This is a genomic window from Flavobacterium sp. N502536 (assembly GCF_025947345.1).
Lineage (GTDB): Bacteria > Bacteroidota > Bacteroidia > Flavobacteriales > Flavobacteriaceae > Flavobacterium.
Window position 1 is genome coordinate 1,943,400 of record NZ_CP110011.1, and the last position, 25,178, is coordinate 1,968,577.

Below are 25,178 nucleotides of genomic sequence, written 5' to 3' on the forward strand. Positions count from 1 at the left end.
TTTCTTATTTTAAAAGGTCTAAAACTAAAGAAGGGAATAAACCTAAAGCAATGTTTAAAGCAATTGAAATCACGGCAACCGCATAAATAAGGAACGGTTTTCCTGTACGCTCCTGATTAGGCTCTTTAGAATACATCGCCAGGATTAGTTTGAAATAATAGCCAACACTAATAATGGAGTTGATAACCGCCACAATCACTAAAGCAATGTATCCTGCCTGAATGGTTTGGTTGAATAAGAATAACTTAGCAAAGAAACCTGAGAAAATAGGGATACCGGCCATAGACAACAAAGATCCGGTAAGGATTGCTGCCAATAACGGATTTGTTTTTCCTAAACCGTGAAAGTTCGTGATATCTTCGTTATCCTGATTTTTACATACGTATAAAACAACACTGAATGCTGCGATTCCGGCCAATGCATAAGCAGCAGTGTAGTACAATAAAACACCTGCTGAGGTTGCAATTGTTAGCAAAGTCATCAACATAAAACCAGCATGTGAAATTCCTGAGAATGCCAACATACGTTTTACGTTTACCTGACGTAATGCCATTATATTTCCAACAGTCATAGAAGCAATTGAAATGATGACTACAATCGTTTCAAAAGTTCCTAAAAGATCCTGGTTGTCTAAAGACGGAACTAAGTTTAAGGCATAAACTAATTTGTAAAGTGTTGCGATGGCTACAACTTTTGCCAAAGTACTCATCAAAGCAGTAGTTAATGCCGGAGAACCTTCGTAAACATCTGGAGCCCAGAAATGAAATGGAACTGCTGCTACTTTAAACAACATACCGATAATCATCAAAATCATTCCGATTGGAAACCAGATTGGCAATTCGGCAGATAATGATACTTCATGTATTTCAGCTACGTCAAAAGTTCCCATTGCTCCGTATATCAAACAAATTCCGAACAAAATGATTCCAGATGCGAAAGATCCCATTAGGAAATATTTCATACCCGCCTCGTTACTTTTTAGATTCAAACGATCGCTTGCTGCTAAAACATAAAGGGCAATTGACAGGATCTCAATTCCTAAGAAAAACATAGCTAAGTTTCCAAAAGAAACCATTGCCACTCCACCGGCCAATAAAAATACTTTGATCGCCACAAAATCGGAAATTTTGGTTGGATGATTTTCGTAAAAATTATGACTTAATGCTACCAGGAAAATAGTCAGTACAATAAACAACGATGAAAAGGTAACAGAGAATTTACTCACTGTAATCATGTTGTTATAGTAACTTGCTGTTGATCCGAATTCGTAAAAGTTAAGTGCCAAAACACCTAGTAAACCAACGATGGTAATAGGAACAATGGCCTTTCTTAAATTAAGAATTTCAAACAATAGGCAGAAAATACCCAATCCTGTTATAGCTATTAATGTATTCATTTTTGTTTTTTTGATTTAGGAAATCTAAAACTAATGATGCCCTAATTTATTTTTATTTAAAATATTTTTTAATTTTTATTGATAACGTTCAGAATTGTTTCTAAACTTGGTGTAATCAAATCTGTAATTGGTTTTGGATAGAATCCGAAGAAAATTAAAACGGCAATAATTGCAACTAATGAAATTCCTTCATTAACAGAAACGTCTGCAAAAGTTTTCGAATTGGTTTCTCCCAACATTACATTTTGAAACATTTTAAGCATATAATAAGCTCCTAAAATAATAGTGGTTCCGCCTAAAACAGCAAACCAGATATTAATTTGAGAAAGACTATACAAAACAGTAAATTCTCCAACGAAGTTAAAAGTACTTGGTAAGGCTACAGAAGCCAGTACCAAAATTAAAAACATAGAAGTGAATTTTGGAGATTGTGTACGGATACCTCCTAATTTTGAAATTTCTCTGGTTTCATATCTTCTGAAGATAATTTCGGCAGCATAGAATAAACCTACTACCACAAAACCGTGAGAGATCATTTGCAGTACAGCTCCACGTAAACCATCAATGGTTAAGGTGTAAGTTCCTGCAGCGATTAAACCAACGTGTGCCAAAGACGAGTAAGCCAATAATTTCTTTAAGTCTTTTTGTCTTAAAGCTACAATTGATCCGTAAATTACACCCGCAATTCCAAGCGCGATAAAGATGTCCATGTATTCTTTTGCAGCCAATGGTGCAAGTGGCAATTGCCAACGAATCACACTGTACAATCCCATCTTTAACATGATACCTGATAAAAGCATCGTTCCAACAGTTGGTGCTTTTTGGTACACATTTGCCTGCCAGGTGTGGAAAGGGATGATTGGAATTTTAATAGCATAAGCCAGGAAGAAAGCTAAGAATATCCAAAGCTGCTCTGTAGCCGATAAATTTAATTTGTATAAATCTTCGATTAAGAAACTACCCGCTTTTTGGTACAGATAGATGAAAGCTACTAACATGAACAAGGAACCTGCCAGTGTGTAGATAAAGAATTTAACTACTGCTTTTCTGCGCTCTTCGGCATCACCATTACCCCAGATTAGAGCAATGAAGTAAATTGGAATAAGAGCTAACTCCCAGAAAATATAGTATAAAAGACCGTCTGCTGCCAGGAAAGTTCCTGTCATAGCAAATGCCATAAATAAAATTAACGCGTAAAATGCTTTTGAATTTTTATATTCATTTCCAAAAGAAGAGAATATGATGATTGGTGTTAGCGCTACAGTCAATAAAAGCATGGCCATACCTAAACCATCTGCATTAAGGGCAAATGAAATTTTAGGCTGTGTAATCCACGTATTGATCAGGCTGATATTTTCGCCGGCACTAAAATGATTTAATAAAACAATTGAACAACCTAAAGCCGCCAAACTAAAGAACAAAGCTACTTTTGATGCTAGTTTGTCACCAACAAAATAAGTGGCAAATGCACCAATTAGAAGAATAATTAATATAAGAGAAACGTTCATAGTTGTAAAATTATTTAGCTAAAAATATATAGGAAACAATGGCACAAAGCCCTAAAACAAATGCAAAAAGATATAATCCGATACTTCCGTTTTGTAATTTTTTACCTTGAAAAGCCAGTTCATTGGCTACTTTTCCTAATCCAAAAACCAGAGCAGACAAACCTGTTTCGATATAGTCTCTGAAAAATCTTGATAATCCGTTGACAGAGCGAACGAAAATAGCATCGTAAGCTTCGTCTACATAATATTTATTGTATAACACTTTGGTCAGACCGCTAATGTTTTCATCCGCTTCCGGAACATTATCCTGTTTGAAGTATTTCACATAAGCAATTAAAATACCTAGTAATCCGCCTAAAACGGCAACACCCATTAAAGTATATTCTGTTGTACCTAAATGGTGCTCTTCGCCTGCCACTTTCGTGAAAAGAGGGGCTAAATAACCATTCAACCAGCTGTTTCCTGGTAAACTGATCAATCCGCCAAAAGTAGCCAGAATCGCTAAAATTACTAATGGGAAAGTAATCAATCCGTCACTTTCGTGTAAGTGGTGTTTTTGCTCTTCGGTTCCTCTGAAATCTTTGAAGAAAGTAAGGAACATCAATCTAAACATATAAAATGCCGTCATGATCGAAGCAACAGATCCTACTACATAAAGTGGAATATTGTGATGGAATGCCGTTAATAAAATTTCGTCTTTTGAGAAGAAACCAGAGAAAAACGGAACACCTGAAATGGCTAATGATGAAATTAACATGGTCCAGAAAGTGATTGGCATCGCTTTACGCAAACCACCCATTTTACGCATATCCTGCTCTCCGTGTAAACCGTGAATTACAGATCCTGAACCTAAGAACAGACAAGCTTTAAAGAAAGCATGAGTAATTACGTGAAAAACGGCTACTTCGTAAGCACCAAATCCTAATGCTAAAAACATTAAACCTAATTGAGAAACAGTAGAGTAGGCCAATACTTTTTTAATATCCGTCTGAACCAGACCAATTGTTGCCGCAACTAACGAAGTGATGGCACCAATAACCGCAATAACCGACTGAACGTCCGGAGCTAAATCAAATACAAAATTCAAACGGGTAATCATAAAGATACCGGCTGTAACCATTGTTGCAGCGTGAATTAATGCCGAAACCGGAGTTGGTCCTGCCATCGCATCAGGCAACCAGGTGTATAATGGAATTTGTGCTGATTTACCACAAGCTCCGATAAACAAACATAAAGCGGCTAGCGAAAGCAACGGGATGTTTAAGTTTGCTGCTCCTGCGATTGCTGTTTTTAAAGTAGCATAGTCTAAAGTAGAGAACATAGAACCTAGTATGAACATTCCGATTAATAAACCTAAATCTCCAATCCTGTTCATGATGAAAGCTTTTTTCGCAGCATCATTGTAATCCTGGTTTTTGTGCCAGAATCCAATTAATAAGTACGAACAAAGTCCAACACCTTCCCAACCGATAAATAAAACTAACAAGTTACTTCCAATTACAAGAGTAATCATGAAGAATACGAACAGATTCAAATAAGCAAAAAACTTGTGCATATTCTCATCGTCGTGCATATAGCTGATAGAGTATAAGTGAATCAATGATCCGATACCGGTTACAAAAAGCAACCATAATAAAGACAACTGATCTAATAAAAATCCAAGATTGATCTTTAAATTACTAATTTGAATCCAGTCAAATAAAGTAACCTGAAGGGCTTGTTTGGTTTGGCTGATTTGACTGAAGAAGAAAAGCGTAACAGCAAAAGAAACGACTACAGCAGCAGTTCCGATGATTCCTGAAACCGTTTTTCCTAAGCTCTTGCCAAAGAAAACATTGATTAAAAATCCTAAAAAAGGAGATAAAACTAAAAGTAAAGCTAAATTGGTATCCATTTTTATTTATCCTTTTAAATTTTTTAAATTATCGATACTAATCGAACCTAAATTTCTAAAGATCGAAACTAAAATAGCCAATCCAACTGCAACTTCGGCTGCAGCAACTGCCATCGAAAAGAATACAAAGACTTGTCCTTGTGCGTCTTGATGGTAAGTTGAAAAAGCAACAAATAAAAGGTTAACAGCATTCAACATGATTTCGATAGACATGAAAACGATAATAGCATTTCGTCTGTACAATACACCAAAAATACCAATACAGAAAAGTACAACACTCAAAAAGATGTAGTTTTCAATACCTATTTGATTTAATATATTACCCATTATTTATTTAATTTTTCTTTTTTAGACAATAATACAGTTCCAATCATGGCTACTAAAAGCAAGATCGAAGCAAATTCGAACGGAACCATATATTCGTTCAGTAATATTTTACCCAATACTTTAATCGATTGGAAATCTTCACCGGTTGAATCGTATTCGCCAACAATTGGCTTAGAGTTGATGAAAATTGCAATCAGTACAATACAAATCAAACAGAAAGAAACAATGGCACCCAAACGTGTAATTCTCGGACGGTGCACTTCTTTTTGTTCGTTCAGATTCATCAACATGATCGTAAACAGGAATAAAATCATAATCGCTCCCGAGTAGACTATAAGATGTACGATAGCCAGAAATTGAGAGTTTAATAGTAAATAATGACCGGCAATAGAGAAAAAACAAATCACTAAATAAATAGCACTATGAATTGGGTTTCTGCTAAAAATAGTCAGGAAAGCGGTAATCACGGTAATAAACGCTAAGAAACAAAATATAATTTGTACAGTTGTTGCGTGTGCAAAATCGGGAATATGTATCATTTAGTTAGCATTATTAAGTTGAGCATTTTTGATGGCCACATCAAGAGGCATCACTAATCTGTCTTTTCCAAAAATGAAATCTTCTCTTTCATAGCTTGAAGGGACCAAAACTTTTGAAGTCGTCAGGTAAATTGCATCTTTCGGACAGGCTTCTTCACATAAACCACAGAAAATACAACGTAACATATTGATTTCATAGATCGAAGCATACTTTTCTTCTCTGTACAAGTGTTTCTCGTCTGCTTTACGCTCAGCGGCTTTCATAGTGATCGCTTCAGCAGGGCAGGACAAAGCACATAATCCACAGGCTGTACAGTTTTCACGACCTTGCTCATCACGTTTCAATTGATGCTGACCACGATAAACCGGACTCATTTCACGCACCTGCTCAGGATAGTGAATCGTCACTTTTTTTCTGAATAAGTGTTTAAGAGTGATAAACAATCCTTTTACAATCGCCACAAGATACAATCGTTCCCAAAAAGTCATCTCTTTGTGAGAGACCATCTTTTTTCTACCCGATAATGATATAGTTTCTATTGACATTTTTTAATGTATGATTTACGATTCACAATTTGTATTAAACAAATTAAATCTGTTTTATTTTTATTTTGAAGCTAATCCTGCTATCCGCTGTATCTTTTGTGTCCGCCGCGGCGGACACAAAAGGATGCCGCTTCTATCAGGGCTAGGCATTACGGTTCTTAGAATCCTAAAGCTGCTGCAATATCGTGTCTTAAAATAACAGCTCCGGTAATCATGATATTAATGATCGAAAGCGGAATTAAAATTCTCCAGCCTAAATTCATTAATTGATCGTATCTGAATCTTGGAATGGTCCAACGTACCCACATATAGAAAAATATGAAGAAACAGATTTTAACAAACAAGACTACGATACCTAAAATATTACCCACATTTACGCCTACATTTTCTACCATCCAGCTCATTCCAGGATAATTGTATCCTCCAAAGAATAATACCGATATAATAGTGGCAGAGATAAACATACTCGCGTATTCAGCAAATAAATAGAATCCCATTTTCATAGAGGAGTATTCCGTATGGTAACCTCCAATTAATTCGTTTTCACATTCTGCTAAGTCAAAAGGAGTTCTGTTGGTTTCTGCAAACGAACAGATTAAGAAGATAAGGAAAGACAATGGCTGGTAAAAAACATTCCAGTTCATTCCTTCTTGCTGTAATGAAATTTCTTTTAAACTTAATGTTCCGGTCATCATCAACAAAGCAATCATCGATAATCCCATGGCAACTTCATAAGAAACCATCTGCGAAGCTGCACGAACAGCTCCCATCAACGAGAATTTATTGTTAGAAGCCCATCCACCAATCATGATACCATAAACCCCTACAGAAAGTACTCCGAAGATGTATAAGATACCAATGTTAATATCAGTTGCCTGTAAATAAACATCACGGCCAAAAACATGCAGTTTGTCTCCCCATGGAATAACGGCACTGGTCATTAAAGCCGTACTCATGGCAATTGCAGGTCCTACAACAAATAAAAATTTATTAGGTGTATTTGGGAAAAATTCTTCTTTCGAGAACAATTTCATACCATCGGCAAGAGGTTGTAATAATCCTCCCCATCCGGCACGGTTTGGTCCTACACGGTCTTGCAGAAAAGCTGCAACTTTACGCTCAGCCCAGGTAGAATACATTGCCATAATCATAGTGATCGCAAAAACGACAACAATAACGACACTTTTTTCTATAATAAATGCACTTTCCATTTCTTAAGATTTTTTATCATTAGTAATTAATGGAATTGCAGCCATACTAATTTTTTTACGATCAATATCTCTACCTAAAAGGATATTTTTCTCTGTATCAATTTCAACTTTCTCTAATTTTTGAGTGTAGTTGTTTTGGTTGATTACAGAGTCTTTTTCAAATTCTCTTGGTCCTTCAATTACCCAGTCGCTAACATTTTTATGGTCAAAACGGCAGCTGTTGCAAATGAATTCTTCCACTTCATGGTACTCGTCTTTACGACCTGTAACACGCTGAATTTCTCCTCCAAACATCCATACGGTTGTTTTTCCACAACAGCCCGGAGTAGTACATTCTCTGTGTGCATTAAAAGGTTTGTTGAACCATACTCTCGATTTAAAACGGAAAGTTTTATCGGTTAAAGCTCCAACCGGACAAACGTCGATCATGTTTCCGGAGAACTCATTGTCGATGGCTTTAGAAATTCCGGTTGAAATATTAGCGTGATCGCCACGATCTAATACTCCGTGAACTCTGTTGTCTGTCAATTGATCGGCAACTTGCACGCATCTTTGACATAAGATACAACGGTTCATATGCAGTTGAATATTTGGACCGATATCTTCCGGTTCAAATGTTCTTTTTTCTTCAATAAAACGTGATTTTGGGTTTCCGTGCTCAAAACTTAAGTTTTGAAGATCACATTCTCCGGCCTGATCACAAATAGGGCAATCTAACGGGTGATTGATCAATAAAAATTCGGTTACAGATTTACGGGCTTCTGTTACACGATCAGAAGATTTGCTGTTCACTTCCATTCCGTCCATACATCCTGTTACACAAGATGCCATTAATTTTGGCATTGGTCTTGGGTCAGCTTCACTTCCTTTGGAAACTTCAACTAAACAACAACGACATTTACCGCCGCTGCCTTTTAATTTTGAGTAATAGCACATGGCTGGCGGAACTAAATCTCCTCCAATCATACGTGCAGCCTGCAGAATTGTTGTTCCTGGCTCTACGTCTATACTTTGACCGTCTATGGTTACTTTCATCTCTTAATTTTGTTTTTTTAGTTTCAGGTTTAAAGTTTCAGGCTGTTGAACATGAAACTAAAAAAACGTGAAACTTGAAACTATTTTTAACTTATAACTATACGATTACTTTACCGCCTACTAAATGTTTTACTTGCGAAAAAGGTTCAGCTACAAAGTGATCTCTGTTTTTTATTTTTTCAGGAAAACGAACGTGATATTCAAACTCATCTCTAAAGTGACGGATTGCTGCGGCTACTGGCCACGAAGCTGCGTCACCAAGCGGGCAAATTGTGTTTCCTTCGATTTTACTCTGGATGCTCCACAGTAATTCGATATCTTCTTCACGGCCCTGACCGTTTTCAATTCTCCATAAGATTTTTTCCAACCATCCTGTTCCTTCACGGCAAGGCGTACATTGTCCGCAAGATTCGTGGTGGTAAAAACGGGCAAAATTCCAGGTGTTTCTAACTACACAGGCAGTGTCGTTGTAAACAATAAATCCTCCTGAACCTAACATCGATCCGGTAGCAAAACCACCATCACTCAAAGATTCGTAAGTCATTAATCGGTCTTCGCCATTTGCCGTTTTAAAAATTAATTCGGCTGGTAAAATAGGCACCGAAGACCCTCCCGGTACAAACGCTTTTAAAGGTCTGCTGGAAGACATTCCGCCTAAGTATTCATCAGAATTCATAAATTCGTCAACACTTAACCCCAATTCAATTTCGTAAACGCCCGGATTTTTAATGTGTCCTGAAGCCGAAATCAATTTAGTTCCTGTCGAACGGCCAATTCCGATTTTTGCATAATCGTCACCGGAGTTGTTTACGATCCATGGCACAGTAGCGATAGTTTCTACGTTGTTTACCACTGTTGGATTTGCCCAAAGTCCTGAAACCGCCGGGAAAGGTGGTTTGATACGAGGGTTTCCTCTTTTACCTTCCAGAGATTCGATAAGTGCAGTTTCTTCTCCGCAAATATAAGCTCCGGCTCCACAGTGAACGTGTAATTCTAAATCGTAACCTGTACCTAATATATTTTTTCCTAACCAGCCGGCAGCTTTAGCTTCGGCGATTGCTCTTTCTAATATTTTGAAAACCCACATATATTCTCCACGAATGTAGATATATGAAAGGTTAGCGCCTAAGGCATAACTTGAGGTAATCATTCCTTCGATCAATAGGTGAGGAATAAATTCCATCAAATAACGATCTTTGAAAGTTCCCGGCTCAGACTCGTCGGCATTGCATACTAAATGTCTTGGTTTTCCTGATTTTTTGTCAATAAAACTCCATTTCATTCCGGCAGGGAAACCTGCACCACCACGGCCACGTAGTCCTGATTTTTTTACTTCTTCGGTAACTTCATCCGGAGTAAGTGTTTTTAAAGCTTTTTCTACAGAGGCATATCCACCATTTTGGCGGTATACTTCGTAGGTTTTAATACCAGGAATGTTGATTTTATCTAATAATATTTTCTGTGACATCTTATTTATCGTGTAATATTATTTTATCATCTCTACAATCAGCGATTAACTGATCGATTTTTTCTTCTGTCAATTTTTCTTTGTAGAAATCTCCCAACTGCATCATCGGAGCATATCCGCAAGCACCTAAACATTCTACACCGGCAATGGTAAACATTCCGTCCGGAGTTGTTTCTCCCATTTTAATGCCTAATTTTTCAGAAGTATAATCCATTAAATTTTCAGCACCATTTAAACAACAACAAGAAGTCTGGCAAAATTCGAACATGTATTTTCCAATTGGTTTTTGGTTGTACATGGTATAAAAAGTAACCACTTCGTAAACCTCAATTGGTTTGATGTGCAAAATTTCGGCAACTTTATCCTGCAACTCCGTACTTAACCAGTTGTCATGAGCGTCCTGCACTTCGTGCAAAACGGGTAACAAAGCCGATTTTCTTTTGTCCTCAGGATAATGACTGATCAATTCATTGATGCGGGACATCAATGCTTCGGTCATGTTTATTTCTTGTTTGTAATGTTTTCGTTCCATTTTTATTTTAGATTTTAGATTTTGGATTTCAGATTTTTTCAATCTTTGTCCATAACCCATATTCTGCAATCTTTTTTAATTTTAGATTTCTGATTTTAGATTTCTGATTTTTCAATCTGTAATCTGCAATCTAAAATCTACAATATCTTTACGCGTCTAACTCTCCTGCAATTACATTTAAACTGGATAGAATAACAATTGCATCCGAAAGTAAAGATCCTTTAATCATATCCGGATAAGCCTGATAATAAATAAAACAAGGTCTTCTGAAATGTAATCTGTATGGCGTTCGGCTTCCGTCTGTAACTAAGTAGAATCCGATTTCTCCATTTCCTCCTTCAACCGGGTGGTAAATTTCTGCCACTGGTACAGGAACTTCTCCCATTACAATCTTAAAGTGATAAATTAAAGATTCCATCGAAGTGTAAACATCTTCTTTTGGAGGAAGGTAGTAATCCGGAACTTCTGCATGATATTCGTTTCCTGCCGGCATTTTAGCCAAAGCCTGACGAATAATACTCAAACTCTCCCAAACTTCAGCATTACGAACACAGAAACGATCGTAAGTATCTCCTGATTTTCCAACCGGGACAACAAAATCGAAATCTTCGTAAGAGGAATAAGGCTGTGCTACACGAACGTCGTAATCAACTCCCGCTGCACGTAAGTTTGGACCTGTGAATCCGTAAGCCATTGCCTGCTCTGCCGAGATAGCACCTACGTCTACAGTTCTGTCAAGGAAAATTCTGTTTCTTTCAAATAAGTTTACAAACTCTTGCCACGCAACAGGGAATTCTTCTAAAAAGACATCTAGTTTGCGGAAAGCTTCTGGTGACCAGTCTCTTTCGAAACCACCAATTCTTCCCATATTTGTTGTTAAACGAGCACCACAAATTTCTTCGTAAATCTCGTAAACTTTTTCTCTGAATTGAAAAACGTACAAGAAACCAGTATAAGCACCAGTATCTACACCCAAAATCGAGTTACAGATTAAGTGATCTGTAATACGGGCCAGCTCCATTACAATGACTCTTAGGTATTGTGCTCTTTTTGGAACTTCAATATTTAGTAATTTCTCTAAAGTCATCCACCATCCCATATTGTTAATAGGAGAGGAGCAATAGTTCATACGGTCAGTAAGAGGAGTGATCTGGTAAAAAGGGCGGTTTTCGGCAATTTTTTCGAAAGCTCTGTGGATGTAACCAATGGTTGGTTCAGCCTCAAGAATTCTTTCACCATCCATCAACAGGATATTTTGAAAAATACCGTGAGTCGCCGGGTGAGTAGGACCTAAATTAAGTACCGAAAGTTCACTTCCGTCTTCGTTTAGTCTATCCTTAATTATTTTAGCATATCGATGCTCTGGTGATAATAATAGTTCTGACATTTTATAATGTTGAATTATTTATTTTTAGCAATTTGTTGTTGTTCTTCCAAAGAATCTGTCGTCTTTATCAGTTCTTCCGCTGTCTTCCATTGGGAATTCTTTTCGCATTGGGAAAGACACCATTTCATCCATATTCAAAATACGTTTCAATTGCGGGTGTCCAATAAAATTGACTCCGAAGAAATCGTACGTTTCTCTTTCCATCCAGTTTGAACTTAAGAAAATATTTGAAATGGTTTTGATCTCCGGTTTTTCACCGTTTAAGTATACTTTGATTCGAATACGTTTGTTTTCGTACCAGTTATGCAAATGGTATACGATTGCATATTGGCGATCAGTTTCGTTGTCCGGATAATGAACACCGCATAAATCGGTTAAAAAGTGGAAGCGTAAATCGGAATCGTTTTTCAAAAAAAGAATCAGGGCTGTGATTTTATCAGCGGTAGTTTCCAGTGAAAAAATATCTCTTTCTTGTTGAAAGTTAAAAACACTTGTGTCAAATGTTTCTGTAAGTTTATCTTGAATCAGGGTATTTTCTAAAGCCATCTTATGTAATATTATATGAAGCTAGTAATTCTTGGTATTCCGGAGAGCTTCTGCGTCTTACCGATTCGCTTTTTACCAATTCCTGAAGTTTCATTACTCCATCTACAATTTGTTCTGGTCTTGGCGGACATCCGGGTACGTAAACGTCAACCGGAATTACTTTGTCAATTCCCTGTAAAACGGAATACGTATCAAAAATTCCACCTGATGAAGCACAGGCTCCAACTGCAATTACCCAGCGAGGTTCAGACATTTGTTCGTAAACTTGTCTTAAAATAGGGGCCATTTTTTTTGAAATAGTTCCCATTACTAAAAGCATATCAGCCTGACGAGGAGAGAAACTCACACGCTCAGAACCAAATCGTGCCAAATCGTAATGTGAAGCCATTGTTGCCATGAATTCGATACCACAGCATGAGGTTGCAAAAGGTAGTGGCCATAACGAATTGGCTCTTGCCAAACCTACAACATCATTTAGTTTTGTAGCGAAGAAACCTTCTCCTACAACTCCTTCTGGCGGCGCAACCATATTTACATTTGAATCGCTCATTTTTATTTCAGATTTTAGATTTCTGATTTTAGATTTTTAATCCTGAAACCGAAATCAATATTTTAAAAATCAATATTGTGTTTTGAGACATTAGCTTTCAAATCTAAAATTTTAAATCAGGGGATCTAAAATCTAAAATCTGAAATCTAAGATTTCTTTATTCCCAGTCTAAAGCTTTCTTTTTGATGATATAGAAAAAACCAACTAAAAGAAGCGACATAAAAACGATCATTTTCAGCATTCCTTCGATGCCTAATTCTTTAAAGTTTACTGCCCAAGGGTAAAGGAAAATTACCTCTACGTCAAACAATACAAACAAAATGGCTACCAGGAAATATTTTACAGAAAAAGGAATACGGGCGTTACCAACGGATTCGATACCGCATTCGAAGTTTTTATCTTTTACTTCAGAGCTTCTTTTTGGGCCTAATTTTCCGGAAATAATGATTGTTCCTACCACAAAACCAACAGCTAAAATTAACTGCATTAAAATAGGAATGTAACTGTATTGATCAGATTGCATAAACTTAGCTTTTTTACTTAAAGAATAAGCCACAAAGATAACTTTCAACTCTGTAAATCACAAGCTAAAAAATGATTTAAGTGTGCCCTGAAACCGCGTTACTAGCTAATTTTTATTGATTATAAATAACATGCTGAAATTTTAGTATTTTTTTAAGATTTGAGCAAAAAAAAACGCCCCGATTACTATCAGGGCGTTTTGAAAACCATTCAGAGGCAAAAAAAATAAATTGCTATATTTTTCTTAGATTACTGCTACTTTAGCAGCAACTTTCCCTTTTCTTCCTTCTTCTTCTTCATAGCTTACACGGTCACCTTCGCGTAATTCTTCCGCGTTAATTCCTGAAGCGTGAACGAAGATGTCTTTTCCTGTTTCTTCGTCTGTAATGAATCCATAACCTTTAGATTCATTGAAAAATTTTACTGTACCTGTACGCATTGTAATTGTAATAATAATTTATAATAAAGCAAATGTAAGATATAAATTCATACAAAAGACATATACCTGTTAAATTTTTGTAAAAATTATTGATTCACAGTCTTTTCGCTATTTATATTGCATCAAATTTGATATGGATGTACTTTATTTGAGAATCATTAATTATTATAATTAAATGTTAAAAAAGTAGCTTATATTTTACAAAAATTTAGTATATTAAGCGGAATACGCAAAGACTAAGGTTGTTTTTTGTGGGAAAATGCTTGATTTTACTGGTGTTTGCTTTTGTTCTTTAAGATTTTATTAACACGAAAAAAGAGCAAAATGACGATAAAATGCATAAAAAAACGACAACTGAATCTTTAGTTGTCGTTTTTTTCTATTTTCTCCAGAGGAAGAAAAAATTATTTTAAATCCAATTTAATGGCAAGTTCTTTTAACTGAGCTTCATCAATTGCCGCAGGAGCATCGATCATAACATCACGTCCCGAATTGTTTTTTGGGAACGCAATAAAGTCTCTGATGGTTTCCTGACCTCCTAAGATAGCGACTAAACGGTCTAATCCAAATGCTAAACCTCCGTGTGGCGGTGCTCCAAATTGGAAAGCGTCCATTAAAAAGCCAAACTGTGCTTTTGCTTCTTCTTCGGTAAAGCCAAGATATTTGAACATCAATTGCTGAGTTGCTTTGTCGTGAATACGAATAGATCCTCCACCAATTTCATTTCCGTTTAAAACCATATCGTAGGCATTGGCGCGAACTTTTCCTGGCTCGGTTTCCAATAACTGCATGTCTTCCGGTTTAGGAGAAGTAAACGGGTGGTGCATCGCGTGGTAACGCCCTGATTCTTCGTCTAATTCCAACAAAGGAAAATCAACTACCCATAACGGAGCAAATTCTTCGGGTTTGCGCAATCCTAAACGGGTTGCCAGTTCCATACGAAGTGCCGAAAGTTGTGCACGGGTTTTATTAGCAGGTCCTGAAAGTACAAAAATCATGTCTCCCGGTTTTGCACCTGTAATTTTTGCCCATTGCCCTAAATCGTCCTGATCGTAAAATTTATCTACAGAAGATTTAAAAGTTCCGTCGTCGTTACATTTTGCATACACCATTCCTGATGCTCCAACCTGAGGACGTTTTACCCAGTCAATTAAAGCGTCGATTTCTTTACGAGTGTAATTTCCGGCTCCTGGAACTGCAATTCCTACCACCAATTCGGCAGCATTAAATACAGGGAAATCTTTGTGTTGTGCAAATTCGTTTAATTCACCAAATTCCATCCCGAAACGAATGTCCGGTTTGTCATTACCATAGGTTTTCATAGCGTAGTCGTAGGTAATTCTTGGGAACTTGTCTACTTCAATGCCTTTAATTTCTTTTAATAAGTGTCTGGTCAGTCCTTCAAAAACATTTAAAATGTCTTCCTGCTCCACAAATGCCATCTCACAGTCAATTTGTGTAAACTCAGGCTGACGGTCAGCACGTAAATCTTCATCACGGAAACATTTTACAATCTGAAAATATTTATCCATTCCACCCACCATTAATAATTGTTTGAAAGTTTGTGGCGATTGTGGCAGGGCATAAAACTGTCCTTCGTTCATACGGCTAGGTACAACGAAATCTCTCGCGCCTTCCGGAGTCGATTTAATAAGGTATGGAGTTTCTACTTCGCAGAAATCTAAGTCCGATAAATATTTACGAACTTCCATTGCTACTTTATGACGGAATAATAAACTGTTTTTTACAGGATTTCTTCTAATGTCTAAGTAACGGTATTTCATTCGAATGTCTTCACCGCCATCCGTTTCATCTTCGATAGTAAACGGTGGTGTCAGCGCGGCATTCAGAATGGTTAGTTCGGATACTAAAATTTCGATTTCGCCCGTCGGGATATTTTTGTTTTTGGCTTCACGCTCAATTACAGTTCCTTTTACCTGAATTACAAATTCTCTTCCGAGTGTTTTTGCCAGTTCAAAAACTGTTTTATCCGTACGGCTTTCGTCAAAAATAAGTTGTGTAATTCCGTAACGGTCACGTAAATCAACCCAATTCATAAATCCTTTATCGCGTGATTTTTGAACCCAACCCGCTAGTGTAACTTCCGTGTTAATATTTGAGGCGTTTAATTCGCCGCAATTATGACTTCTATACATGATCAAAATTTTAGACTGCAAAAGTAAACACAAAATTCAAATTAATATAGTAAAGTGATGACTTGATGCTTAGAAATTTGAAATATTTTGTTAATTCTTAATTTTTGCGGCTCTAATTTCTTTAGATTTGAGTATCAAAATCAAAACCCCCATTTATATGAACAAATTTATTTTAACAGGTTTGCTGATTTGTAGCGCTTTGGGTGCTATTGGTCAGGCCAAAAGTCCAATTAAATTTACCGCTAAGATTGCGAACAGAAACAGTGATACTTTAGTAATTAAAGGGAAGGATAATTTTAAAAAGGTAATTCCAATTAATAAGAAGGAAACTTTTGTAGCTTCTTTTGACGCTCCAAAAGGATTTTATACGTTTTCGGATGGTACCGAAGCTTCTTATTTGTATTTAAAACCCAATTCGGATATTAATCTGACGATGAATGCGAAGGAGTTTGACGAGACGATTGTGTATAAGGGTAAAGGGGTTGACGAAAGCAATTTTCTGGCGCAGCAAAGTTTGAAAGATGAGAAGTTTCAAACAGAAGCTTTTGCTAAGGAAGCAACTGAGTTTGCATCGCTGTTGGAAGCAAAGCTGAAAACGGATCTGGAAAGTTTAGAGAAAGGTAATTTTGATCCTGAGTTTAAAACGGCTGTGAAGAAGAAGTTTGACAGTTTTCATAATAATGCTTTAAGCGACTACGAAAGTGCTTCAAAAGCAAATAAGATGAACGGAAAGGCATCTCCGGATTTTGATTATGAAAATCACAAAGGAGGAAAAACAAAACTTTCTGATTTAAAAGGAAAGTATGTTTATATTGATCTTTGGGCAACCTGGTGTGCGCCATGCCGCGCTGAGATTCCGTACCTGCAAAAAATAGAGGAGAAGTATCATGGAAAGAATATTGAGTTTGTGAGCGTTTCTATTGATAAGGCGAAGGATAACGAAAAATGGAAGAAGTTTGTGACGGATAAGAAGCTGGGTGGCGTTCAATTGTTTGCCGATAAAGATTGGGAATCTGAGTTTGTAACGAGCTACGGGGTAACCGGAATTCCGAGATTTATTATTGTAGATCCAAAGGGTAATGTGTTAAGCAGTGATGCCGAAAGACCTTCATCTCCAGAGCTTCAGACGCAATTAGATGCCTTATTGAAGTAATTTACGATCAAAAGTACAATCTTATAGTAATTTTGTGTTTGTTGTAAAACACCAGTAAAACCAAGGCATAAGCTTTGGTTTTTTTGTTTTTGGGGAATTTCCAATGTTAAGTTTTTACTCAATGTTACCAAATTGTTAAGCAAAAGTTTTTTTAATGTAAACAATTAGTTATATTTGATAAAGATTTGATAACATTAATACCTAAAGATATGAAAAAGTGTGTAATTTTAGTTGCAATATTGTTCTCTGGAATTTTAGTTGCACAAGAGATAAAACCGGAATTGGAAGTTGTTGGAAATAGAGTAAAAGCTACTTATTATTATCAAGATGGTACTATTCAACAAGAAGGTTTCTTTAAAGACGGTAAGTTAGATGGTGTTTGGGTATCGTATGATGCAAAAGGAAATAAGATGGCGGTTGGAGAATACACTGAAGGAGTGAAAACCGGAAAATGGATGTTCTTTAACGACAAAAATCTTTGCGAAGTTGCTTATGAAAACAGCAAAGTAGCATCCGTTAAAAATTTACAGAAAAATGCTTTAGCAAACAGAAATTAATAAAATTTCGAACGATTTATAAAACCGCTTTTAAAGGCGGTTTTTTTATGCCTTATTCTTTTTAGATTTTTTGTTTCTTCCGTACCAGATTACAAAACCGGTTACGGGTAAGGCCGCAGCGGTGAGACTGATAAGGAAGGCAAGGATTTTTCCGGGCAGGTCTAAGATCTGTCCCGTATGAATGCCGTAATTCATTTCGACCACCTGTAAACCCAGGCTTTTTTTGTGGTAAGGGTCGCTTTGTATTAACTCTCCGCTGTTGGGATGGAAATAATAATTGCTTTGATGGTCGTATCGCAGAGCATGCGGATAGGCTCCTGTGCCAATAATATCGCCTTTTTGCTGAGGAAACGTAACATAATACATTCCGGCTTTGGGCTGCAGCTGTACGGTGGTGGTAAAAGCGCGATCGACGGCATGAAGTGTATTATTGCTAAATTTGGTGGTATCGATGATGGGTGCTTTTGTTTCGAGGGCTTTATCTCCGCCAAAATTGAATGTTTTATAGATTCCGTCACCTACCCATTCGTAGGTAAAAGTTAGGCCGGTAATGGCAATAATAGCTGCTATTAGCGAAATGTAAAATCCGGAGGTGTTGTGCCAGTCGTAATTGACGCGTCTCCATTTGGCCGACCATTTAATCGTAAAGCTTCGTTTCAGATCGCTTTTTCGTTTGGGCCACCATTGAATAAGCCCTGAAATTAGTAATAGAATGAAGATGATGGTTGCGCCTCCAACAATGTGCTTTCCGATATAATCCGGTAAAAGCAAATACAGATGGATGTATTCGACAATGATAAAAAAGTCAGTTTCGGGATCTTCAATTTTTAAATGTTTTCCGGTGTAGGGATTAAAATAGAGGTATAAACTTCCTATGTCAGAATAGGTATAAACCATTGCAGAACGGTTTTTTCCGTAATACGAAACCATGGTTGATTTGTAATTTGGAAGAATTTCTTTGGCCTTTTCCTGTAATACAGAAGGCATTACAAAAGGTTTGTTCTGGGGTTCAACAAGCCGCCATTCTTTGCGCGTAAGGTCTTTTATTTCATCATGAAAGCAAAAAATACAACCGGTAATACTGACAATAAAAACAATAAGCCCGGAAATTAATCCGAGCCATTTGTGCAGAAATCGTATTTGCGTTTTGAATCCCATTTTTTTGTAAAACGTAAAAGTATACGCTAAATTAATGGGGAGCAAGTATTTCTAATTATTTTTCAATAACCGCTTCTTTTTTAGGTTTTAAAGAATACGCCACATAAAGGGTTATGGAAGCGAGGAAAATCCAGAAAACATCAATAAAGAAAATCTGAATTTTGTTTTGCAGGAAAGAATCCCAAAACCAGGTTCCGGACACTATTCCATTTGTAATCGGAACTAAAAACCCCAGTATACTTCCTAAAATTAAGCAGCATTTGTTGGTAAAAGCATCATTCTTTTTGAGAATAAAAAATACAGTAAGAAGGAGCCATCCCACAAAATACACCAGATACAACTGGCCCTGAGTCAGGGGATAGAATATTTTGACAGCAATAAAAGCCAATGCTGTAATGGGATACATGCTCAGGCATATGGCCAAATAAATTCGAACTACTGCCGCATTAAAGCGTCTTTTCTTTTCGGGCAGATTGTTTTTTTGTCTGGCTACCAACCAAATCATAACACCCGAGATGATGACAAAACAGGTAATTATGCCTAAAACGAAACTTACAATTTTGAGGGCATAACCGCCATAATCGCCAAAATGTATGCGATATAACACATTTTTTACGACATCTAAATAGTTGGTTTGCGTAATCGGATTTTTTCGGGCAATTTCTTTTCCGTTCGCAATTCGATAGACTATTTTTCCAATTCCGGTGAATTTTTTGTGGCTTAACATTTCACCTTCAACCAAAACGTGCATGTTGGCATCTCCGTAATTCTGAATAAAAACGCGGGTGATTTCAAAGTCTTTCCAATTGCTTTTCGCTTTGGCAACAAGCTGATCGATATTAAAGGGAGCGGCTAATTTTTTGTTGTCGAATTTGTAATCAGGATCGGTGTATTCTAATTCTTTGTACAATTTATCCTGATCGCCTTTGTATAAGGCCATTACTGCCGGAGCCACAATTAAAAGTTTAATCATAAAAAAAGTTCCTGTTACGGCATATACAAACTGAAATGGCAGGCCAATCATTCCTAAGGCGGTATGTGCATCTGTCCATAAGGTTTTTAGTTTTTCTTTCGGACGGAAGATATAGAAGTTGGAAACGATTTTTTTCCAGTGCAGCAAAAGTCCGGTTACGATGGCAAATAAAAAGAACAATGCGGTGAAACCCGATAGGTAGTACCCAACAGGATAAGGGATTTGTGCGAGAAAATGCAAACGGTATAAAAACTCCCCCAGCGAATACGATTGTTCGTAGGTAAAGGTTTTAAAGGTTTTGGTGTCAAGGTAGAAGAAGGATCCTTCTTTTTGTTCTTTCGGTGCCAAAGTGTCTTTTGTGCCTTCCATATAAATGGCAACTCTTCGTTCTATGTTTGGTTTAGAAATGGTAATATTTCTTCCGTGCAGGACGTATTCTTTGTCAAGTTTCTTTAGGGCCGAATTATAGTCCAGTTGAATTTCTCTATTGATAGCTGAGGATTCATTTCTTTCCCAATTGATGATTTCATCCCTGAAGAAAGAAAAGGAGCCTGCGAAGAAAATCACAAAAAGCACGACACTGATTACAATTCCGCTAACGGTATGGGTATGAAAATAGATGTTGTAATTACGATTGTTCATAGGTTATTTTGCTATTGGATTGTAGGTTTGACCAAGGTAGATTAAAAGAGAAAAAACTAATGAAAGCAGGATATAGATTCCCCAGATTTTCCATCCGCTTTTGGCCAGAAAAGCAATAACCATAAGGGCCACCCAAAGGATGAATCCGCTAAAAGCCATGGTCATTAATATGTTGGCACGGTTGAACCAGGCTGCTAAGGCCAAATGAAAAGTAACTGAAACAAAATAGCCGCCTAAGATAGCAGCTGTAATTTTGGCAAATCGTTGCCATTTGGATTGGGTTAAATATTTTGGATTTGCCGGCATATTTTGGTTAGCAATAAGTTAGTAGTAATAAAATTCCAGTAAAGCAGCGAGTATGAAAAAAGCAAGAATTGCGTATCGGCTTATTTTTTTGAGCGGCGCTAAAATGATGATGAGACTTCCAATGGTCATGAGCTGAATGAAGAACATAAAGGTTCCGCAGCACAAGGATTGTGTAAACAGCCAAAGCGCATAAGCGAGTAAAAGAAGCCCCAAGCCCAAAATTTTGGTTGGTTTAGGATTGCTTTTCATCCACTTTTCAAAACCTAAATCATACGATAATGCAGCTCTTTTTGAAGTGTAATAAAGGGTGTAAAAAGCTAAAAAAACGATTAGACTTGCAATTGTTATCATGATTGACAGAATTTAAAAAACACCTTTCCGTACAAAGAAAGGTGTTTTTTTGTTTTGTATTAGAATTTGTAAGCGAAGCTTGCCGCTACACTTCTCATGTTTCTTGGGTGAATGGTAGACCAGCCATCGTAAGTGTCTGCGTTGGCGATGTTATCCATTTTTAACGTCAAAGTAAATTTCTCTGCTGAATAGAAAATAGAAGAGTTTAGTACAGTGTATTCCGGGATGGTAAATGCTCCGGTCGTTTTTCTGTTCATGATCTTGTTATCTCCTACATAATTTCCTCCAAAACCTAGTCCAAAGCCTTGTAGTGGTCCTTCAAGGAATTTGTAACTCGCCCAAAGATTGGCTAAGTTTTGTGCTCCGGCACTTTCAGGTCTGAAACTTACAAATTCAGGATCTCCGGCAGTTAATACCGCGTCGTTATAGCTGTAGCCAAATACGATGTTTAAACCGGCAACAGGGTTAGAAACGATTTCGGCTTCAAAACCTTTGTTTTTCTGACCTCCATTTTGGTAAGAAGTTGAGTTCGTAGCATCCGTTCTAATGCTGTAAACCTGATCGGTAACTTTAATGTCATAGTAGCTGAAAGTAGCGTATAGTTTGTCTTTAAACAGATTAAGTTTGGTACCTACCTCAAATTGATTGGCATGTTCAGGGTTGTAAACTCTTGGAGTTCTAACACCACCACTCATATCTTCTCCAGGGGCAACGTTAGAGAATCCATCCATGTAATTGGCGAAAATAGAAACTTTATCTAAAATCGGCTGGTATACTAATCCGAATTTTGGAGAAAAAGCAGTTTGATTGTATCCACCGTTGTCTGCGTTCATGAAACGGTCAACACGTAAACTTGCCATGGCAGACAATGCCGGCGTAAAGTTGATTACGTCTGAAACATAAACACTGTAAACTTCCTGTTTTGTTTTGTTGTTGTTGGTTGTTGCTTTTGCTAAAAGAGCATCGGTTCCTGATTTTGATAAATTTCCGTTATCACCGGTTGTAATGTATTTTGTTGGATCGGTAATTTTGAAAACATTTTCGTTTACGGTTTGTAAACTTGCATTACCAATATAGATGCTTCCGTTACCAATATAACTGGTTCCGTTGTCTGTCGAAGAGTTGTTGAAGTAGTCAAAACCGGCAACAATTCTGTTTCTTAACTTACCGATTTTAAAGTCACCAATAAAATTTTGTTGAATATCTGTAGTTAAGGTTGTTGAATTTTGATAGTTGATATAACGATCTAAGACGATACCTTCTTTAATTGCCGAAAAGCGTTTGGTTCCTTCATATAAATAAGAGTAATACCCTTCAGATCTTGATGATCCTCTTGACAGAACCGTTTGTGAGGTCCATTCGTTGTTAAATTTATAAACCATTTGACCTTGCAGGTTGTAAGATGGAGTTTCGATAGCAAGCTGGTTGCTGGTATAAGAACGCTTGTTGTCGTATCCAAGTTCTTTCATGTTGTGAACTCTTAAAGCTGCACCTCTGTCCAAAAACAACATGGTTGGATTGGTGGCTTTATTGTTCATGAATTCAGTATTCACAAAAAACGAAAGTTTATCGTTTACTTCGTAAGATAGGGATGGGGCAAAAAAGAAGGATTTTTTAAATCCTGCATCCTGAAAACTATTTTCATTGTGATAAGCAGAATTGATGCGAAGATTTACTTTATGTTCGTCGTCTAAAGGAGTGTTAATGTCTGCAGTAACTCTGTTTAGTCCGTAACTTGCGGCAGTATAGCTGATTTCTCCTCCAAAATGATCGTAAGGTCTTTTGGTTGTAATGTTGATTAATCCTCCGTAAGAGATTAAACTACTTCCGAACAGGGTTCCTGAAGGTCCTTTGATTACTTCGATTCTGTCAATGTTGGCAGGATCAAGGCTTCCGTTTGTTAGTCCCGGTAATCCGTTAATCATGGTGGGCTGAACGGCAAAACCTCTTAAAGAAAAGTATCCTGCACCATCTCCTCCACGTCCTGTTGAGGCCCAAAGTGTGGTTAATCCCGGTGCATTTTTAAGCGCATCGTCGATATTGGTTACCACTTGTTCTTTTAGTAATTCACCTGTAATAGTAGTATAAACTTGTGGGTTTTCAAGATTTTTAAGGGGTAATCTTGATACTTGCTGATTTTCTTTACGAGCCAACGGATTCTTTTTTCCATGACCGTTGATTACGATCTCATCCAGTTGTTCAGAGTTTGAACTGATGGTGAAGTCTTCTACGATTTCGTCTCCGGCATTAAGAGAAACACTTTTTTCTTTGGAAGAATGTCCAACAGCCGAAACCTTGATGATGTAACTTCCCGGTTTGATGTTTTTAATTTCGTAAAAACCTTTACTGTCGGTGTTGGTTCCAATCTTGGTTCCTTTTAATACAATGGTTACATTATCGGCAGCCTGATTGTTCGTTAGGCTAATCTGACCTTTTAGAGATGCTTTGCCCTGTGCCGAAATTGTGGTAGCAGCCAATAGGAAGAAGCAGAAGTTTAAAAAGGAAACGGTAAACTTATATTTCATTTTTTATTTAGAATTGATTTGAATAGTGCAAATTTAATTGCAGAATACAAGCCAAACAAGTTATTCTTATTTATTCTAAATAAAATAGTTTTTAGGGGTTAAAATTTTTGTTTGTTTAAAATTTTAACATCTTAAGGAGATTTTAAGGCAATATTAAGAAAAAAAACCTGCTCAAATGAATGAGCAGGTTTTATATGATTGTAGAAAATTATTACAATTACAATTCTAAAGCACGCTTAGCATCGCCATTCATTAATAATTCTAACGGATTTTCTAAAGCTTCTTTTACAGCTACTAAGAAACCAACTGACTCACGTCCGTCGATGATTCTGTGGTCGTAAGAAAGCGCTACGTACATCATTGGGTGAATTTCAACTTTACCGTTTACAGCAATTGGACGCTCGATAATGTTGTGCATTCCTAAAATTCCTGATTGAGGAGGGTTGATAATTGGTGTACTTAACATACTTCCAAAAACACCACCATTAGTAATAGTGAATGTTCCACCAGTCATATCGTCAACTGTAATTTGACCGTCACGTGCTCTAAGTGCTAATCTTTTGATTTCAGCTTCGATTCCACGGAAAGTTAATAATTCAGCGTTACGAACTACAGGAACCATTAAACCTTTTGGTCCTGAAACTGCGATAGAAATATCAGCAAAGTCATAAGCTACTTTATAATCACCATCCATCATAGAGTTTACGTCCGGATACAATTGTAAAGCTCTTGTAACTGCTTTTGTAAAGAATGACATGAATCCTAAACCAAGACCACCATGTTTTGCTTTGAAAGCATCTTTGTATTCGTTACGAATTTGGTTGATTGGTGTCATGTTAACTTCGTTGAAAGTCGTTAACATTGCTGTTTCGTTTTTAGCAGCTACTAATCTTTCTGCTACTTTACGACGCAACATTGATAATTTGGTACGCTCAGTTCCACGGCTTCCACCAGTTGGAGTTCCCATTGAAGGTACTGCATTTACCGCATCATCTTTAGTGATTCTGCCTCCTTTACCAGTTCCTGAAACTGTTGCCGGTGCTATGTTTTTTTCGTCTAATATTTTTCTTGCTGCCGGAGATGGAGTTCCTGCTGCATAACTTGTAGCTGCCGGAGCCTGAACCGGAGCTGCTTTTGGAGCTTCAGCTTTTACTTCTGCTTTTGGAGCCTCAGCCTTTGGAGCTTCAGCTGCCGGAGCAGATCCTGATGGTTTTGCTGCACTTGTATCAATTAAACAAACTACAGCACCTACTGCTACTGCATCACCTTCTTCTGCTTTTAGCGTAATTGTTCCGCTTGCTTCAGCCGGTAATTCAAGAGTAGCTTTGTCTGAATCAACTTCAGCAATAGCTTGATCTTTTTCTACATAATCTCCGTCTTTTACTAACCAAGTTGCAATTTCAACTTCTTTTATTGATTCCCCTGGTGATGGGACTTTCATTTCTAAAATCATCTTA

General features: G+C 37.1%; 24 protein-coding genes. 2 read left to right on the plus strand and 22 right to left on the minus strand.

Features of this window, described 5'->3' with window-relative positions; all coding sequences use genetic code 11:
• Positions 1–4: 4 nt before the first annotated feature.
• The 16 genes from OLM61_RS08620 to aspS form a co-directional block, all read right to left on the minus strand.
• Positions 5–1,396, minus strand: coding sequence for an NADH-quinone oxidoreductase subunit N (locus OLM61_RS08620; protein WP_264525962.1), 1,392 nt, complete (start codon positions 1,394–1,396; stop codon positions 5–7).
• A gap of 68 nt (positions 1,397–1,464) precedes the next feature.
• Positions 1,465–2,904, minus strand: a complete 1,440-nt coding sequence (locus OLM61_RS08625) for a complex I subunit 4 family protein (RefSeq protein WP_264525963.1) — start codon at positions 2,902–2,904, stop codon at positions 1,465–1,467.
• Between the two features lie 10 nt (positions 2,905–2,914).
• Positions 2,915–4,798 carry an NADH-quinone oxidoreductase subunit L gene (nuoL, locus tag OLM61_RS08630; RefSeq protein WP_264525964.1) on the minus strand — a complete coding sequence of 628 codons (1,884 nt, stop codon included), beginning with the start codon at positions 4,796–4,798 and terminating at the stop codon, positions 2,915–2,917.
• Between the two features lie 6 nt (positions 4,799–4,804).
• The gene (gene nuoK / locus OLM61_RS08635; RefSeq protein ID WP_017494599.1) at positions 4,805–5,125 is read right to left on the minus strand and encodes an NADH-quinone oxidoreductase subunit NuoK; all 321 of its coding nucleotides are present in this window, start codon (positions 5,123–5,125) and stop codon (positions 4,805–4,807) included.
• Positions 5,125–5,664, minus strand: coding sequence for an NADH-quinone oxidoreductase subunit J (locus tag OLM61_RS08640; protein ID WP_264525965.1), 540 nt, complete (start codon positions 5,662–5,664; stop codon positions 5,125–5,127). Before OLM61_RS08640 ends, nuoK begins: the two co-directional genes overlap by 1 nt.
• Positions 5,665–6,210 (minus strand): NuoI/complex I 23 kDa subunit family protein, encoded by a 546-nt coding sequence (locus tag OLM61_RS08645; protein ID WP_173965357.1) that lies wholly within the window; start codon positions 6,208–6,210, stop codon positions 5,665–5,667.
• A 158-nt stretch (positions 6,211–6,368) separates the two neighbouring features.
• Positions 6,369–7,421: an NADH-quinone oxidoreductase subunit NuoH gene (gene nuoH / locus OLM61_RS08650; protein WP_264525966.1), complete on the minus strand. Its 1,053-nt coding sequence runs from the start codon at positions 7,419–7,421 to the stop codon at positions 6,369–6,371.
• A 3-nt stretch (positions 7,422–7,424) separates the two neighbouring features.
• Positions 7,425–8,456 (minus strand): 2Fe-2S iron-sulfur cluster-binding protein, encoded by a 1,032-nt coding sequence (locus tag OLM61_RS08655; RefSeq protein ID WP_173965355.1) that lies wholly within the window; start codon positions 8,454–8,456, stop codon positions 7,425–7,427.
• Positions 8,457–8,553: 97 nt separating this feature from the next.
• Positions 8,554–9,924: an NADH-quinone oxidoreductase subunit NuoF gene (nuoF, locus tag OLM61_RS08660; RefSeq protein ID WP_072955480.1), complete on the minus strand. Its 1,371-nt coding sequence runs from the start codon at positions 9,922–9,924 to the stop codon at positions 8,554–8,556.
• 1 nt (position 9,925) lies between these two features.
• Positions 9,926–10,456 carry a complex I 24 kDa subunit family protein gene (locus OLM61_RS08665; protein ID WP_133505971.1) on the minus strand — a complete coding sequence of 177 codons (531 nt, stop codon included), beginning with the start codon at positions 10,454–10,456 and terminating at the stop codon, positions 9,926–9,928.
• A 148-nt stretch (positions 10,457–10,604) separates the two neighbouring features.
• A complete protein-coding gene (locus OLM61_RS08670) occupies positions 10,605–11,843 on the minus strand; it encodes an NADH-quinone oxidoreductase subunit D (RefSeq protein WP_264525967.1) in 1,239 nt (412 codons plus the stop codon).
• Positions 11,844–11,867: 24 nt separating this feature from the next.
• A complete protein-coding gene (locus tag OLM61_RS08675) occupies positions 11,868–12,389 on the minus strand; it encodes an NADH-quinone oxidoreductase subunit C (RefSeq protein ID WP_017494607.1) in 522 nt (173 codons plus the stop codon).
• A 1-nt stretch (position 12,390) separates the two neighbouring features.
• Positions 12,391–12,939, minus strand: coding sequence for an NADH-quinone oxidoreductase subunit B (locus tag OLM61_RS08680; RefSeq protein WP_173965353.1), 549 nt, complete (start codon positions 12,937–12,939; stop codon positions 12,391–12,393).
• 157 nt (positions 12,940–13,096) lie between these two features.
• A complete protein-coding gene (locus OLM61_RS08685) occupies positions 13,097–13,462 on the minus strand; it encodes an NADH-quinone oxidoreductase subunit A (RefSeq protein WP_173965352.1) in 366 nt (121 codons plus the stop codon).
• A 243-nt stretch (positions 13,463–13,705) separates the two neighbouring features.
• Positions 13,706–13,900, minus strand: a complete 195-nt coding sequence (locus OLM61_RS08690) for a cold-shock protein (protein WP_007137066.1) — start codon at positions 13,898–13,900, stop codon at positions 13,706–13,708.
• A 404-nt stretch (positions 13,901–14,304) separates the two neighbouring features.
• Positions 14,305–16,056, minus strand: coding sequence for an aspartate--tRNA ligase (gene aspS / locus OLM61_RS08695; RefSeq protein ID WP_264525968.1), 1,752 nt, complete (start codon positions 16,054–16,056; stop codon positions 14,305–14,307).
• A 157-nt stretch (positions 16,057–16,213) separates the two neighbouring features.
• Here aspS and OLM61_RS08700 point away from each other — a divergent pair, with 157 nt between their 5' ends.
• Positions 16,214–17,209, plus strand: a complete 996-nt coding sequence (locus tag OLM61_RS08700) for a TlpA family protein disulfide reductase (protein WP_264525969.1) — start codon at positions 16,214–16,216, stop codon at positions 17,207–17,209.
• A gap of 209 nt (positions 17,210–17,418) precedes the next feature.
• Positions 17,419–17,766 (plus strand): toxin-antitoxin system YwqK family antitoxin, encoded by a 348-nt coding sequence (locus tag OLM61_RS08705; RefSeq protein WP_264525970.1) that lies wholly within the window; start codon positions 17,419–17,421, stop codon positions 17,764–17,766.
• 45 nt (positions 17,767–17,811) lie between these two features.
• On the opposite strand, the gene OLM61_RS08710 is transcribed toward OLM61_RS08705, so the two are convergent.
• The 6 genes from OLM61_RS08710 to odhB all read right to left on the minus strand — a co-directional run bounded on the left by OLM61_RS08710 (position 17,812) and on the right by odhB (position 25,174).
• A complete protein-coding gene (locus OLM61_RS08710) occupies positions 17,812–18,924 on the minus strand; it encodes a PepSY-associated TM helix domain-containing protein (RefSeq protein ID WP_264525971.1) in 1,113 nt (370 codons plus the stop codon).
• 55 nt (positions 18,925–18,979) lie between these two features.
• A complete protein-coding gene (locus OLM61_RS08715; RefSeq protein ID WP_264525972.1) occupies positions 18,980–20,539 on the minus strand; it encodes a PepSY-associated TM helix domain-containing protein in 1,560 nt (519 codons plus the stop codon).
• A 3-nt stretch (positions 20,540–20,542) separates the two neighbouring features.
• A complete protein-coding gene (locus tag OLM61_RS08720; RefSeq protein WP_264525973.1) occupies positions 20,543–20,845 on the minus strand; it encodes a hypothetical protein in 303 nt (100 codons plus the stop codon).
• 18 nt (positions 20,846–20,863) lie between these two features.
• A complete protein-coding gene (locus OLM61_RS08725) occupies positions 20,864–21,196 on the minus strand; it encodes a hypothetical protein (RefSeq protein ID WP_264525974.1) in 333 nt (110 codons plus the stop codon).
• Positions 21,197–21,255: 59 nt separating this feature from the next.
• Positions 21,256–23,721, minus strand: coding sequence for a TonB-dependent receptor (locus OLM61_RS08730; RefSeq protein ID WP_264525975.1), 2,466 nt, complete (start codon positions 23,719–23,721; stop codon positions 21,256–21,258).
• A 217-nt stretch (positions 23,722–23,938) separates the two neighbouring features.
• Complete coding sequence (gene odhB, locus OLM61_RS08735) at positions 23,939–25,174, minus strand: 2-oxoglutarate dehydrogenase complex dihydrolipoyllysine-residue succinyltransferase (RefSeq protein ID WP_173965343.1); 1,236 nt, start codon at positions 25,172–25,174, stop codon at positions 23,939–23,941.
• Positions 25,175–25,178 lie beyond the last annotated feature (4 nt).